The organism is Sphaerotilus microaerophilus, from assembly GCF_023734135.1.
In the GTDB taxonomy this organism is placed as follows: domain Bacteria; phylum Pseudomonadota; class Gammaproteobacteria; order Burkholderiales; family Burkholderiaceae_C; genus Sphaerotilus; species Sphaerotilus microaerophilus.
In genome coordinates, this window is sequence record NZ_AP025730.1 from 5,248,859 (window position 1) to 5,263,528 (window position 14,670).

At 69.8% G+C, this 14,670-nt stretch carries 13 protein-coding genes; 6 read left to right on the forward strand and 7 right to left on the reverse strand.

What is annotated here, in order from left to right; genetic code table 11:
- Window positions 1–28: 28 nt before the first annotated feature.
- From NGK70_RS22545 to NGK70_RS22555, 3 genes are all read right to left on the reverse strand, one after another.
- Window positions 29–2,425, reverse strand: coding sequence for a DNA translocase FtsK (locus NGK70_RS22545; protein WP_251970692.1), 2,397 nt, complete (start codon window positions 2,423–2,425; stop codon window positions 29–31).
- A gap of 119 nt (window positions 2,426–2,544) precedes the next feature.
- Window positions 2,545–3,873: a fumarylacetoacetase gene (fahA, locus tag NGK70_RS22550; protein WP_251970693.1), complete on the reverse strand. Its 1,329-nt coding sequence runs from the start codon at window positions 3,871–3,873 to the stop codon at window positions 2,545–2,547.
- Between the two features lie 110 nt (window positions 3,874–3,983).
- Window positions 3,984–4,946 carry an MBL fold metallo-hydrolase gene (locus NGK70_RS22555; protein WP_251970694.1) on the reverse strand — a complete coding sequence of 321 codons (963 nt, stop codon included), beginning with the start codon at window positions 4,944–4,946 and terminating at the stop codon, window positions 3,984–3,986.
- Between the two features lie 104 nt (window positions 4,947–5,050).
- Between NGK70_RS22555 and NGK70_RS22560 the strand changes: the two genes are divergently transcribed.
- Entirely contained in the window at window positions 5,051–5,953 is a 903-nt protein-coding gene (locus tag NGK70_RS22560) for an IclR family transcriptional regulator (RefSeq protein WP_251970695.1), read from the forward strand.
- 72 nt (window positions 5,954–6,025) lie between these two features.
- Here NGK70_RS22560 and NGK70_RS22565 read toward each other — a convergent pair whose 3' ends face one another.
- Window positions 6,026–6,694 (reverse strand): Crp/Fnr family transcriptional regulator, encoded by a 669-nt coding sequence (locus NGK70_RS22565; protein WP_251970696.1) that lies wholly within the window; start codon window positions 6,692–6,694, stop codon window positions 6,026–6,028.
- A gap of 243 nt (window positions 6,695–6,937) precedes the next feature.
- On the opposite strand from NGK70_RS22565, the gene trxB reads away from it, so the two are divergent.
- From trxB to NGK70_RS22585, 4 genes are all read left to right on the forward strand, one after another.
- Complete coding sequence (gene trxB, locus NGK70_RS22570; protein ID WP_251970697.1) at window positions 6,938–7,909, forward strand: thioredoxin-disulfide reductase; 972 nt, start codon at window positions 6,938–6,940, stop codon at window positions 7,907–7,909.
- A 241-nt stretch (window positions 7,910–8,150) separates the two neighbouring features.
- Window positions 8,151–8,384, forward strand: a complete 234-nt coding sequence (gene rpmB / locus NGK70_RS22575; protein ID WP_251970698.1) for a 50S ribosomal protein L28 — start codon at window positions 8,151–8,153, stop codon at window positions 8,382–8,384.
- Between the two features lie 17 nt (window positions 8,385–8,401).
- Complete coding sequence (gene rpmG, locus NGK70_RS22580; RefSeq protein ID WP_251970699.1) at window positions 8,402–8,572, forward strand: 50S ribosomal protein L33; 171 nt, start codon at window positions 8,402–8,404, stop codon at window positions 8,570–8,572.
- 215 nt (window positions 8,573–8,787) lie between these two features.
- A complete protein-coding gene (locus NGK70_RS22585) occupies window positions 8,788–10,482 on the forward strand; it encodes a hypothetical protein (protein ID WP_251970700.1) in 1,695 nt (564 codons plus the stop codon).
- A gap of 69 nt (window positions 10,483–10,551) precedes the next feature.
- Here NGK70_RS22585 and NGK70_RS22590 read toward each other — a convergent pair whose 3' ends face one another.
- From NGK70_RS22590 to purN, 3 genes are all read right to left on the reverse strand, one after another.
- Entirely contained in the window at window positions 10,552–11,775 is a 1,224-nt protein-coding gene (locus tag NGK70_RS22590; protein WP_251970701.1) for a DesA family fatty acid desaturase, read from the reverse strand.
- Between the two features lie 160 nt (window positions 11,776–11,935).
- Window positions 11,936–13,366 carry an RsmB/NOP family class I SAM-dependent RNA methyltransferase gene (locus NGK70_RS22595; RefSeq protein ID WP_251970702.1) on the reverse strand — a complete coding sequence of 477 codons (1,431 nt, stop codon included), beginning with the start codon at window positions 13,364–13,366 and terminating at the stop codon, window positions 11,936–11,938.
- Complete coding sequence (gene purN, locus NGK70_RS22600; protein ID WP_251970703.1) at window positions 13,363–14,007, reverse strand: phosphoribosylglycinamide formyltransferase; 645 nt, start codon at window positions 14,005–14,007, stop codon at window positions 13,363–13,365. The genes NGK70_RS22595 and purN overlap by 4 nt, the downstream gene beginning before the upstream one ends.
- A gap of 156 nt (window positions 14,008–14,163) precedes the next feature.
- Here purN and NGK70_RS22605 point away from each other — a divergent pair, with 156 nt between their 5' ends.
- Complete coding sequence (locus tag NGK70_RS22605; protein WP_251970704.1) at window positions 14,164–14,670, forward strand: YidB family protein; 507 nt, start codon at window positions 14,164–14,166, stop codon at window positions 14,668–14,670.

Genomic DNA, 14,670 nt, shown 5'->3' on the forward strand with positions numbered 1-14,670 from the left:
GGGAGGGGTGGTGAAAGCGAGCGGGCGCTCACTCGGCGTTTCTTGGAGGCACCAGGATGTCGCGGTTGCCATTGGTGGCCATGCCGGACACCAGCCCGGCCTTCTCCATCTGGTCGAGCAGGCGGGCCGCACGGTTGTAGCCGATGCGCAGGTGGCGCTGTACCAGCGAGATGGAGGCACGGCGCTGCTGCAGCACCACCGCCACCGCCTGGTCGTACATCGGGTCGGATTCCGGGTCGCCACCGCCGCCCTCGGCGTTGGTGTCGTTGCCCTCGCCGTCGAGCACGCCGCCCTCCAGGATGCCCTCGATGTAGTCCGGCTCGCCCTGCGTCTTCAGGTAGTCCACCACGCGGTGCACCTCCTCGTCGCTGACGAAGGCGCCGTGCACCCGCGTGGGCAGGCCGGTGCCGGGCGCCAGGTAGAGCATGTCGCCCTGGCCCAGCAGCGCCTCGGCGCCCATCTGGTCGAGGATGGTGCGGCTGTCGATCTTGCTGCTGACCTGGAAGGCGATGCGCGTGGGGATGTTCGCCTTGATCAGGCCGGTGATCACGTCCACGCTGGGGCGCTGGGTGGCCAGGATCAGGTGGATGCCCGAGGCACGCGCCTTCTGCGCCAGCCGGGCGATCAGCTCCTCGATCTTCTTGCCCACCACCATCATCAGGTCGGCCAATTCGTCGATCACCACCACGATGTGTGGCAGGCGGTCCAGCGGCTCCGGCTCCTCAGGTGTCAGGCTGAAGGGGTTGGGGATCAGCTCGCCGCGCTCCTTGGCCTCGGCCAGCTTCTTGTTGTAGCCGGCCAGGTTGCGCACGCCCAGCTTGCTCATCAGCTTGTAGCGGCGCTCCATCTCGGCCACGCACCAGGTCAGCGCGTTGCCGGCCTGCTTCATGTCGGTCACCACCGGCGCGAGCAGGTGCGGGATGCCCTCGTACATGCTCATTTCGAGCATCTTCGGGTCGATCAGGATCAGCCGCACATCGCGCGGCTCGGCCTTGTAGACCAGGCTGAGGATCATCGCGTTGATGCCCACCGACTTGCCCGACCCGGTGGTGCCGGCCACCAGCACGTGCGGCATCTTGGCCAGGTCGGCCACCATCGGCGTGCCGACGATGTCCTTGCCCAGGCCGATGGTCAGCAGCGAGGCGGCATCGTGGTAGACCTGCGAGCCCAGGATCTCGGCCAGGCGGATCATCTGCCGGCGCGCGTTGGGCAATTCGAGGGCCATGCAGTTCTTGCCGGGAATCGTCTCCACCACCCGGATCGACACCAGGCTGAGCGAGCGCGCCAGGTCCTTGGCCAGGCCGACCACCTGCGAACCCTTCACGCCCGTGGCCGGCTCGACCTCGTAGCGCGTGATCACCGGGCCCGGGTGGGCCGCCACCACGCGCACCTCGACACCGAAGTCCTTGAGCTTCTTCTCCACCAGCCGGCTGGTCATCTCCAGCGACTCCGGCGTGATCGTCTCGACCTTGCCGGGCGCAGCGTCCAGCAGATCGACCTGCGGCAACTTGCCGTTGTCCAGCTCGACAAACAGTGGCTGCTGGCGCTCCTTGGCCACCCGCGTGGAGGGCAGCACCGGTGAGATGGCCGCTGGCGGCGGCGTCTCGATCACCAGCGGCATCGGGTGCGTGGCCTCCTCGACGCGGCGCTCCACATCGAGCACCCGCTCGCGCTCGCGCAGGGCGCGCTCGCCGATGCGCTGGTCCTCGGCCCGCTCGCGGCTCTCGATGCGGCGCTCGCGCAGACCGTCGATCCACCCGCCGATGCCCTCGGCCAGCCCCAGCCAGGAGAACCGCAGCGCCCAGGCCATGCCGAGCAACAGCAGCACGATCCAGGACAGGCCGCTGCCGACGAAGCCGAGCCACTTCATCGACAAGGGGCCCAGCGTGGCACCGAGGATGCCGCCCGCATGGGCGCCCGCCCACAGCGCCTCGAAGCGGTACAGGCGGGTCCACTCCAGCGCGGTGCTGGCCATCAGCAGCAGGAGCAAGCCGACCCAGGGCATCCAACGCGGACGCCAGGCCACCGGGCCCTGGGCATGGCGGGGCAAGGCAGCGTCAGGGTCGCTGCGCAGCAGCTGAGCCACCGCGGCCAGCCAGGCCCGCGCTGCCACCACCAGGCACCACCACACCGAGCCGCCAAACAGCACATAGGACAGGTCCGACACCCAGGCGCCCAGCAGCCCGGCGCGGTTGCGCAGCGCCAAGCCATCCCCGGAGGTGGAGAAGGCCGCATCGCCGGCATCGTGGGTCCACATCGCGATCAACCACAGCAGCCAGAGCAGGCCGCCCAGCGCCAGCACGAGCTGCAGCCGCCAGCGCGTCAGCAGCCGCTGCAGGCCGGTGCCGGGCGCGGCCGTACCGGAGGCCGGATCAGGTGAAGACGGAGGCGCTGCTCCCCGCAGCGTGCCGAGCGAATAGGTCATGCCAGGATTGTGGACGAACGCACGATCCCGGCTTGGAGGCGGGCGGCCCGGGATCGTTCCCCGGGCTGCCGCGGCGGCATCTGACGGGCAATATCACCGCCGCGCCAGTGCCACCCCGATCACGGTGCCGGCAGGATCACACCGCTGCAGGGCCCGAAGCCGATGCGCGCCGCGCCTTCGCGCTCGCACCAGGCATGCAGCTCAACGGTGTCGCCGTCCTGCAGGAAGGTGCGGGTCTCGCCGTTGGGCAGCGTGATCGGCTGCTTGCCGCCGCTGGTCAGCTCCAGCAGCGAGCCGCCCTGCCCCGGCTGCGGGCCGGACTGAGTGCCGCTGCCCAGCAAGTCGCCGGGGTTGAGGTTGCAGCCGTTGACGGTGTGGTGCGCGAGCAGCTGCGCCAGCGTCCAGTAGGCGTCGCGGTAGTTGGACTGCATCAGCGCCACCGCCGGCTCGCCGGCTGCACGCATCTGCGCCGTCTGGATGCGCACCTGCAGCTGGATGTCCAGGGCACCGCCGGCGCGGTTCTCGGCCGAGTCGAGGTAGGGCAGCGGCTGCGGGTCGCCCTCGGGCCGGGTGAAGGGCACGCGGAACGGCTCCAGCGCCTCCATCGTGACGATCCAGGGCGACAGGACGCTGCCGAAGTTCTTCGACAGGAAGGGCCCCAGCGGCTGGTACTCCCAGGCCTGCAGGTCGCGCGCGGACCAGTCGTTGAGCAGACCGAGGCCGAAGAGGTGCTCGCCCGCCTGGCCGATCGCCACCGGCTCGCCCAGCGCGTTGGCGCGGCCGACGTAGGCGCCCAGCTCCAGCTCGTAGTCCAGCCGGCGGCAGGGGCCGAAGTCCGGCGCCGCACCCTCGGGCGTGCCCGGCAGCTTGAACTGGCCGTTGGGCCGGCGGATCGGCGTGCCGCTGACCACCAGCGAGGAGGCCCGGCCGTGGTAGCCGATGGGCACCCACTTGTAGTTGGGCAGCAGCGGGTTGTCCGGCCGGAACAGCTTGCCCACCGCGGTGGCGTGGTGGATGCCGGTGTAGAAGTCGGTGTAGTCGTGCACCGTGCAGGGCAGGCTGAACTCGACGTCGGCTTGCGCGATCAGGCAAGGCGCCAGGGCAGGCTGCTGCGCGCTGCCGGTCTTCAGCGCGGCCTGCAGGGCGCTGCGCAGCACGCGGCGCGCGGCGCTGCCCTGCGCCATCACGGCGTTCAGGTTCCCAGCGGCCAGCGGCGCCAGCAGCGCGGCGACCTCGGCCGACCAGCCACCGGCCTGGGCCGCGGCAGCCAGGTCCAGCACCTGGTCGCCGATGGCCACGCCGATGCGCCAGGGCTCGGCAGGGCCGGCTCGGCGGATGCGCCGGAAACATCCATAAGGCAGGTTCTGGATCGGGAAGTCGGTGCCCACCGCCTGGGCGGAGGCCACCCAGCTGGTCAGGGCCGGGTCGTGGGAAGGGTCGAGAAGCATTGGAGTCCTTGGCACATTGCGTCGTGTCACCAGATCCACGGGCCGGCTGGCAGGCCGGCCCGCTTCGCGAGGCACGGCGAGGCCCGCAGTGGGCCTCGCCGTGTCCACGCTCAGCCTTCGAGGGCTTGCCACATCTGCACGTCGCGCTCGGCGGTCCAGATGCGCGGGTCGGGGAACTGGGTGGCCTCGTCGTAGGCGCGGGTGACGTCAAACGGCATGCAGTGGTTGAAGATCACCCACTGGCCGTACTTGGGCTGCAGCTTGGCGAAGGTTTCCTCGTAGACCGCGCGCAGGGCCTTGCCCTCGGCGGCGCCGGCCTTGACGCTGGCGAAGAGGTCACTGACAAAAGCGCGCGTGCCGTCCAGACCAGCCTGCACCTCGGCGGCGTTCTTCAGCGCCGGGCCGCGCCCGGGCACCAGCTTCTCGGGCTGCAGCGCCGCGATGTTCTGCAGCGTTTGCGGCCAATCCTGGAAATAGGCGTCACCGGCGTACGGCGTGGCGTCGAACTCGACCAGGTCGCCGGAGAACAGCACGCGGTCCTGCGGCAGCCAGACCACCGTGTCGCCCTTGGTGTGGCCGCGGCCGAGTTGCAGGATCTGCACTTCCAGCTTGCCCAGCCACAGCGTCATCTTGCCGGTGAAGGTGATGGTGGGCCAGGTCAGGCCGGCGGGCACGCTCTCGACGTTGCGGAACAGGCGGGGGAAGCGGCCAATTTCGCTGGCCTTGTCCTGCTCGCCGCGCTCGACGATCAGGTCGTAGGTGTCCTGGCTGGCGATGATGTGCTCAGGCTGGTAGGCCGCGGCGCCCAGCACGCGCACCGCGTGGTAGTGGCTCAGGCAGACGTACTTGATCGGCTTGTCGGTGACCTCGCGGATGCGGCGGATCACGTCCTCGGCCATCACCGGGGTGGCCTGGGTGTCGATCACCATCACCGCGTCATCGCCGATGACGATGCCGGTGTTCGGGTCGCCCTCGGCGGTGTAGGCCCAGGCGTGGTCGGACAGCTTCTCGAAGCTGACCTTCTTCTCTTCCAGGTCGGCCGCAGAGGCAAAGGTCTTGGTGGGGGCGTTCATGGGGGTCTCCTCGGAGGGGTGAGGCCGAAGATCATCTAACTGATTCGACCATGCCTAAAACAGATCAGATGATAATCAACAAATTCAACGATGTCTAACAAACAATGGCATCTACACGAACCAGTCACCGATCCGACTCCGGCCTGGCCGACGACGAAGACATCGACAGCCGCCCCGACAATCGCCCCCAGCGGGGCATCCAGAGCATCGAGGTCGGCGGCCAACTGCTGCGTGCACTGGTCCAGGAAGGCCGGCCGATGGCGCTGAAGGACTTGGCGCGTGCGGCCGACATGGTGCCGGGCAAGGCCCACCCCTACCTGGTGAGCTTCGTGAAGCTCGGGCTGATCGAGCAGCAGGCCACGACGGGCCACTATGGACTCGGACCGCTCGCGCTGCAACTGGGGCTGATCAGCCTGCAGCAGTTCGATCCGCTGCGCCTGGCCAGCGAGCGCATGACGCGCCTCGCGGTGGAGCTCGGCCACACGGTGGCACTGGCGGTCTGGGGCAACCGCGGGCCGGCGGTGGTGCGCATCGAATACGCGCCCTCCCCTGTACACGTGGCGATGCGCCACGGCATGGTGATGAGCCTGCGCGGCACGGCCACGGGCAAGGTGTTTGCGGCCTACCTGCCGCGGCCGACCGTGCTGGCGGCGCTGGCCGCCGAGGCCGCCTGGGCCGCTGCGGCCGAGGGCTTCCGCCTGGGCACCGATCCGGCGCCCCTGCCAGGCACGCCGGGCCAACCGGCACCCGGTCTGGACGCGGCCTTCGAACAGGAGTTGCAGCGCGTGCGCGCCACCGGCCTGGGCGGCGTGGTGGATGAGGCGGTGGTGGGCGTCAGCGCCCTGGCGGCGCCGGTGTTCGACATGGCAGGGCGCATCGTCGTGGCCATCACGGCCATCGGCCACAGTGCCTGCTTCGATGCACAGGCCACCGGCCGGGTCGGCGTAGCGCTGAAGGCCTGCGCCGACGAACTGACCCGCCAGACCGACGGGCACGCTCCCGACTGACGCCGCCAAAGCGGCCGCCAATACCGGCAATACCGCCGAGGCCACGCAGGGGGCCACGGCGGCGGCGCGACCTCAGCGCGTGGCGAGGCGGTCGGTGAGCACGACCCAGCCGTTTTCCTGGGTCTCGATCAGACCGCGCTCCTCCAGGTCCTTCATGACCCGGCTGACCATCTCGCGCGAGGCACCGACGACCTTGGCCAGGTCCTGGCGGGACACCTTGCTGCGGATGATGCGCTGGCCCTCTTCCTCGACCGCCATGTCCAGCAGCGCACGGGCGACGCGGCCGTACACGTCCAGCAGCGCGAGCGACTCGATCTGCCGGTCCGCATTGCGCAGGCGCGCCACCAGGCCACGCAGGATCGCGTAGCTCAGGCTGGAGGCCTCAGGCAGGCAGGCGCCGAACTCGGGCCGGCCGAGCACCAGCACGTCGGTCTGCACCTCGGCGCGCACGGTGGCGGAGTGCGGCTCGCCATCGATCAGGCTCATCTCACCGAGGTAGTCACCCGCCTCCAGCACCGCCAGGATGACCTCGCGGCCCCGGGCGTCAGACGTGATCACACGCGCACGACCCGACAGCAGGATGAACAGCGCATCGGACTTGCGGCCCTGCTCGACGATGATCTCCCCACGCCGGTACCGCCGCTTGATGACGCCGTCGGCGATCGTCTGGGCCTGCTCGTTGGTGAGCATCGAGAACAGCGGCACGCGCCGGATCAAATCGAGATTCGAGAGCATCGCCATCGATGGGCACTCCTTTTTGGTCAACTTGTTCTGAAGTGGTGTCTCATGTCGACGCATGCCTCCGGACGGCAACCGTCCAGCGTCCCCCGGTAACCACTGGCAATGAAGCCCCCCTGCACACAGGGTAAGCTTCACACCGCATCCAATACGACATGCCGACGTGCCGTGCACTCTAACCGAAGCATCGCTGAAATGAACAGCGCGGCGCCCGGAAATGAAAGTTTGCGGCTTGCGGCCCACGCCATGACACAACCCCCCTCCTCTTCTGCGCGACACGCCCGGGTGCTGATCCTCGGTTCGGGCCCGGCCGGCTACACCGCCGCGATCTATGCAGCACGCGCCAACCTGCAGCCGCTGCTGATCACAGGCATGGCCCAGGGCGGCCAGCTGATGACCACCACCGAGGTGGACAACTGGCCCGCCGACGTGGCCGGCGTGATGGGTCCGGACCTGATGCAGCGCTTCCAGCAGCACGCCGAGCGCTTCAAGACCGAACTGGTGTTCGACCACATCAATACAGTCGATTTCAGCCGGCGTCCCTTCGAGCTGCGCGGCGACTCGGGCAGCTACACCTGCGACACGCTGATCCTCGCCACCGGCGCCAGCGCCAAGTACCTGGGCCTGCCTTCCGAGCAGGCCTTCATGGGCCGCGGCGTGAGCGGCTGCGCCACCTGTGACGGCTTTTTCTACCGGGGCGACGAGGTCTGCGTGGTCGGCGGCGGCAACACGGCCGTGGAAGAAGCGCTGTATCTCAGCAACATCGCCTCCAAGGTGCACCTGATCCACCGGCGCGACAAGTTCCGCGCCGAGGCGATCATGATCGACAAGCTGCACGAGAAGGTCGCCGCCGGCAAGATGGAGCTGCACCTGTTCCAGACCCTGGACGAGGTGCTGGGCGACCCCAGCGGCGTCACCGGCGTACGGCTGAAGAGCGCGGTTGACGGCAGCACGAAGGACCTGGTGGTGCGCGGCTGCTTCATCGCCATCGGCCACCACCCCAACACCGACATCTTCCAGGGCCAACTGGAGATGAAGGACGGCTACCTCATCACCCGCGGCGGCATGAACGGCTTCGCCACCATGACCAGCGTGCCCGGTGTCTTTGCAGCCGGCGACGTGCAGGACCATGTCTACCGCCAGGCCATCACCAGCGCCGGCACCGGCTGCATGGCCGCGCTGGACGCCCAGCGCTTCCTGGAACAGGGTGGCGCCTGACCGGCCAAACGGGCATCCAGCGGCCGCACTTGTGAGGCCGGCCGTGAGCTGGCTATAATCAGCGTTTTGCCGCAATTGGACCCGGGAGTGCCCTGCATTTCCGGAGGGGCCAACACCAAGCTGTTCGCGGGTGCTTGCTTCGTCAAGCATCTTCTGGGACGCGCAGCCGCCGGGTCATTCACCCGGTCCGGCGCCCTGGCTTGCTCTGTGGGTCGCATCGAAACAAGTCTGGAGAAGCGTCATGGCACGCGTCTGTCAAGTCACGGGCAAGCGCCCGATGGTGGGGAACAACGTCTCCCACGCCAACAACAAAACGAAGCGTCGCTTCCTGCCGAACCTGCAGTACCGTCGCTTCTGGCTGGAGACCGAGAACCGCTGGGTGCGCCTGCGCATCAGCAATGCGGCTCTGCGTCTGATCGACAAGGTGGGCATCGATCAGGTCGTCGCCGACCTGCGCGCCCGCGGCGAACTGTGATCCGGAGGTAACTCACCATGGCAGCCAAAGGCGGACGCGAAAAGATCAAGCTGGAATCCACTGCGGGGACCGGCCATTTCTACACCACGGCCAAGAACAAGAAGACGACGCCCGGAAAGCTCGAATTCATGAAGTTCGACCCCAAGGCCCGCAAGCACGTCCTGTACAAGGAAGTGAAGCTGAAGTGATCCAGCTTGGCAGGCCTCTGGTCTGCCAATGACTGCATCCGCGAACCCGCTCCGGCCCCGCCGCAGCGGGTTTTGTCGTTTCCTGCGGGCTCATACGCTGACCCCGCCACTGGCCCCGCAGCAGATCACCCTTAAGGGGGATCCACTTTGGCGGCACAGGCCCCACCATGCTCAGGAGCGCGGCGACTGCCGTGCCACAGAGGAGGGGACCGCCGATGCAGCACCTGCTGGCCACCATCATCGCCACGACGGCCTGTGCCTGCGGGCAGGCGGCGCTTGCCCAGTCGATCGAGCCTGTCAGGCAGCACATCACGCTTGGCCAGCCGCCGGTGCTGCACCTGCATGTGCGCGGCTTCGAAACCGATCCGTCCCGGTTCGGCCCCGACTGCATCCAGGTGCGGCTGATCCAGGGCGAGCACGAGATCCCGGCCGATGCCACCCAGGTGCGCACCACGCCACTGGCCGAGGACGGCAAGGTGCTGGTGCAGGTCCACAGCAGCGCCGAGGTCAGCGAGCCCGTCGTGCGGGCCCTCGTTCAACTCAGCTGCGGCGCCGACTACGCCCGCGAACTCACGCTCCTGGCCGACCCACCCGCCACAGGCACCGCACCTCGCCGACCCCCACCGCCGACGAGTGCGGCGAGAGCCGCGCGGATGCACCTTGCCATTGGAGCAACGCCACCCGCCGACGAACCCACGGAGCGGGCCGCCCGCGTCTCCGTGGCGCCCCTCCGAGGCTCGGCCCCTCCATCGACGCCCGGTACGGGCGGCGCCCGCCTGAGCCTGGAAGAGCCGGCGCTGGACCGGCTGGTGTCGGCCGTGCTGGCCGCACTGGACCAGCGTCAGCCACCGCCCCAGCGGCTCCTGGCCGCCCCACGTGACCAGGGCCTGCGCCCCATCGAGGCCGACTGGCTGCGCGAGATGCAGCAGATACAGGAAGAGCAGCGCCAGTCCCGGGCCCAGTTGGCTGCGCTGCAGCTGCGCCTGGAGCGGCAGGAAAGCGACACCCTCCAGCGCTGGGGCGCCATCGCGGCCACCGCCGGTGGCGTGCTCGCCGGGGCCCTGCTGCTGCGCGTCGCCCGCGAGCGCCTGCTGCCACGCCTGAGCGCCGCCAGCCACGCACGCCACAGCCTGGACCCACCTGCGGAGCCGACCGAGCAGGCCATGCCGATGCACCTTCCGGCGGTCGATTCCATCACCCCCTGGCGCGACGCCTTGCCCCCTGCGGCTGCCGCCCCACCGCTGCACTGGCCGGAGGCTGGCAGCACGTCGCAGACGCCGCCCCACGCACCCCCGTCCGGCGCGGCCGCACCAACCATGACCCCGACCGGCACAACGGCTGCACCGGCCCCCCCTGCCGGGCCGCCCCGGGCAGCGGCCGCACCGCCCCGCCAGTGGGTGGGCGCGGACTTTGGTGAGCCCAGCCTGGCCGGCAATGGCCACGCGCCCGCCGTCAGGCAGGTCGATCGCATGATCGCCGATGGCTACCACGGCGCCGCCGCCACGATCCTGGAGAACGCGCTGCAGACCCGGCCGGGCAAGAGCCCCTGGCTGCTGTTGCGCCTGCTGGACCTCTACCGAGCCATGAACCAGCCCTGGAACCACGAGCGCGTCAGCGCCCAGCTGGAGGCCCTGTACAACCTGCGGGTGCCGCCGATGGGAGACGCTGCGGCGGGTGGGCCGGACGCGGTCGATGAGGGCCAGTCGCTCGACGACCGACCGGACCTGCTCGAACGGCTTGCCCAGGTCTGGACGCAGCCCTCGATCGCGCTGGATTGGCTGCGCGCGCGTCTGCTGCGCGAGAGCGGCCTGCCAACGGTGGACCTGGCCACCTTCCGCGATCTGCTCCTGCTCTACGACCTGGCCCGACTGCGGGATGAGCCGCAGCCCGAACCGGTGCAGCCCACCTGACGATCACGCACAGCGCGCCGGGTGAGCGCAGGCAGGTGAGGGCTGGCGGGGGCAGACGGGAGATGCGGTTCAGGCCCGCACCGCCCGCAGCGTGCGGGCAAACTCCTGCAGCCCCGCGATGCCGCTGTCCTCGGCCCGGCGGCACCAGGCCTGCAGGTCGACGACCAGTTGCTCGGCCGACACGTTGGTGCGCGTCCACAGGGCGCGCAGCTCCTCGCGCATGGTCACGAGCTTGGTGAGCGCAGCGCTCTGCCCACACGCGCTGTCCACCTGGGCACGCAGGGCCGCAGGGATCTTCTCGACGTCGCGGTGCAGCCAGCGCAGCGCCAGGCGCATGTCGGCCCAGCGCTGGGTGTTCTGCGCCCCCTGCGCCTTCAGGCGGGCCAGTTCGTCGGCGCAGACCTGCTGGAGCTGGCGCGCGTAGCTGGCCATCACCTCGTAGCGGTGCGCGATCACCGCCTCCAGCGTCTGGCTGTCGGCCACCGGCTTCGGAGCACCCAGCCTGAGCTGCGGCGGCGTCTTGCGCACCCGTGCCATGCCGAGCAGCTCCATCGCCCGGATGTAGGCCCAGCCGATGTCGAACTCATGCGGCTTGACCGACAGCTTGGCCGAGGTCGGGTAGGTGTGGTGGTTGTTGTGCAGCTCCTCGCCGCCGATGATCAACCCCCAGGGCGAGATGTTGGTCGAGGCGTCCGCCGCCTCGAAGTTGCGATAGCCCCAGTAATGCCCGATGCCATTGATGATGCCGGCCGCGGTGATCGGGATCCACAGCATCTGCACGGCCCAGACCGTCAGGCCAACCGCGCCGAACAGCAGCACGTTCAAGATCAGCATCAGCGCCACGCCCTGCCAGACGAAACGGCTGTAGACGTTGCGCTCCACCCAGTCGTCCGGCGTGTTGTGGCCGTACTTGGTCAGCGTTTCCTGGTTCTTCGCCTCGCTGCGGTAGAGCTCGCTGCCGGTGAGCAGCACGGTCCGCAGGCCGCGCGTGACGGGGCTGTGCGGGTCGTCCGGCGTCTCGCACTTGGCGTGGTGCTTGCGGTGGATAGCCACCCACTCCTTGGTCACCATGCCCGTGGTCAGCCAGAGCCAGAGGCGGAAGAAGTGGGAGGGCAACGGCCCCAGCTCCAGTGCCCGGTGCGCTTGCGAGCGGTGCAGGAAGATCGTCACCGCGGCGATGGTGATGTGCGTCACCGCCAGCGTGTAGAGCAGGACCTCCCACCAACTGGCGGCGAGCAGGCCATCGGCGAGCCAGGCAACGAGGGCGGACCCAAACAGGGAGACTTCGGACATCAGGGCACCTTCGTACGTCGCGGGACCTGGCGCATTCAGGCCACCCGGCCGGCACGCAGCCAGCAGTCGGAGATTCTACGGATCACGGCGGGGCCCCTGCCCGGGTCAGGGCATGGCCGGCCCGCCCCGCGCGGGGCGCGGGTGCGCGTGGACCCTGCGCTCAGCGCCGCCGCCAGGCTGCGGCGAAGAAGCCGTCCGTGCCGTGCACCTGCGGCCACAGGCGCAGGTAGGACGCGACGCTGGCCGGGGCCTCCACGGCGGCGTTCGCGTCCGTCTCAGCCCCTTCAGCCCCTTCAGCCCCTTCAGCGGGTTCAATGGATTCAACGGGACCAGCAGTCTCGGCGGTTTCAACCGCACGGTCCACCTCGACCGCAGCCGTTGCTGCCGCGCCCGCCGGCACGGTCAGCGCCCGCGCGTCGGCCACGCCCTGGCGCTGCAGGATCTCGGCGACGTCCAGCGGCTCGAAGTCGGGGTGGGCGGCGCTGAAGGCCTCGGCGATTGCCTCGTTCTCCGCGCGCAGCAGGCTGCAGGTGGCGTAGACCAGCCGGCCGCCGGGCTTGAGCAGGCGCGCGGCGCTGTTCAGGATCGACTGCTGCTTGGCCACCAGCTCCAGCACCGCCTCGGGCGTCTGGCGCCACTTCAGGTCGGGGTTGCGGCGCAGCGTGCCCAGGCCGGAACAGGGGGCGTCCACCAGCACGCGGTCCACCTTGCCCGACAGGCGCTTGATGCGCTCGTCGCGCTCATGCGCGATGCCGGCCGGGTAGACGTTGGACAGGCCGCTGCGCGCCAGCCGGGGCTTGAGCGCCGCGAGGCGGTGCGCTGACACGTCGAAGGCATAGAGCCGGCCGGTGTTGCGCATCATCGCGCCCAGCGCCAGGGTCTTGCCGCCGGCACCGGCGCAGAAGTCCACCACCATTTCGCCGCGCCGGGCCTCGGTGAGCAGGGCGAGCAGCTGGCTGCCTTCGTCCTGCACCTCGACCTCACCGCGGTTGAAGACCTCGGTGCGGTTGAGCGTGGGCTTGCCGACGGCGCGCAGGCCGATGGGCGACCAGGGCGTCGGCACGGTGTCGATGCCCTCGGCGGCCAGCGCCGCCTGCGCCGCATCGCGCTTGGTGAGCTGGGTGTTGACGCGCAGGTCCAGCCCGGCGCTCTGTTGCATCGCCCCGACCAGCGGCCAGAACTGCTCGCCCACCTCAGCCTGCAGCGCCTCGGCCAGCCAGGCGGGCAGGTTGTGGCGCAGGCTGTCGCGCTGCACCTGGGCGAGCTTGCCGAAGTTGATCTTCTGCGTGTGCGCCAGCCACTCCTGCTCGGCCGGCGTGGTGGCCGCGCGCAGGAAGGCCTCGCTGCCCTGCCAGGCCAGGATGGCCAGGCGCCGCTCGATCGAGCCGCTGCCGCTCTTGGCCAGGTACTGGTACTTCAGGCGCTCGCGCAGCACGGCGTAGGCCGTCTCGGCCAGCGCATGGCGCTCACGCACGCCCAGCGAGCGGTTGGCACGGAAGAAGGCCGACACCACCGTGTCGGCCGGCTGGGCGAAGCGCAGCACCGTGTTGAGGAGCTCGTCGCACAGTTCGAACAGGGCCTTGGGCGTCATGCCGCACCTCCGGAAGTCAAGAGCCACTGGGGCTCGCCGCCACGATGGCGGACCAGGTTGCCGGCCAGCTCCAGCTCGCCATGCACGAACCAGCGCACGGCGCGGGGATAGATCACATGCTCGGTGGCCAGCACGCGCTCGGCCAGGCTGTGCTCGCTGTCGTCGGTTCGCACCGGCACCGCCGACTGGATGACGATGGGGCCGTGGTCCAGCTCGGGGGTGACGAAGTGCACCGTCGCGCCGGCCAGCTTGCAGCCGGTCTCGATGGCCCGGCGGTGCGTGTGCAGCCCGCCGAAGGCCGGCAGCAGCGAGGGGTGGATGTTCAGCAGCCGGCCGGCGTAGTGCCCGACGAAGCCGGGCGTGAGGATGCGCATGAAGCCGGCCAGCAGCAGCAGGTCGGGCGCATGGCGGTCGATCTGCTCGATCAGCGCGGCCTCGAAGGCCTGCCGATCGGGGAAGGCGCGGTGGTCCACCGCGGCGGTGGCCAGCCCCTGCGAGGCGGCCCAGGCCAGGCCGGCAGCCCCGGGGACATTGGCGATGACGGCGGCGACTTCGGCCTTCCAGCCCTCGACCCGGCAGGCCTGCTGGACGGCCTGCATGTTCGAGCCGCGGCCGGAAATCAGGATCACGATGCGTTTCATGGGTGGGCGAGTGTATCCAGCCGCCAGCGCAGCCCGGTGGCGGGGCACGTCGGCTGTTGTCCACATGGGGGGCACCGTCCGCCAGCGCCGGGCACCGCGACGGAGGAGCTGTGACATAGTGCACGGCATCTTTTTCACTCCCGACAGGAGATGGTGATGGGTCTGCTCGATTCCGTGATGGGTGCCGTGGGTGGCGCACTGGCCAATCAGGTGGGTAACTCGCTGGGAGGCGCCCTGGGGGGCGCACTCGGCGGGGCCGGTGGCGCCGGGTCGGCCAAGATGGTCGAAGGGCTGGTGGCGGCGCTGACCTCCGGCGGCGGCCAGGCGGGCGGTGGCGCCCTGGGTGGGCTGGGTGGCCTGGCCGGGCTGGTGCAGCAGCTGCAGAAGGGTGGCCTGGCCGATCAGGTCGGCTCCTGGGTCTCCACGGGCCAGAACCTGCCGGTCTCGCCCGAGCAACTGCAGGGCGCGCTGGGCAACGACATGCTGGGGCAGCTGGCCCAGAGCGTCGGGCTGGACGCCGGCCAGGCGGCGGGCCCGCTGGCGCAGCTGCTGCCGCAGGTGGTGGATGCACTGACACCCAACGGCCAGCTGCCCACCGGTGGCGCCGACCTGGGCAGCCTGCTGCCGCAGGTGCTGGGCAAACTGATGAATCCTTCCGCCTGA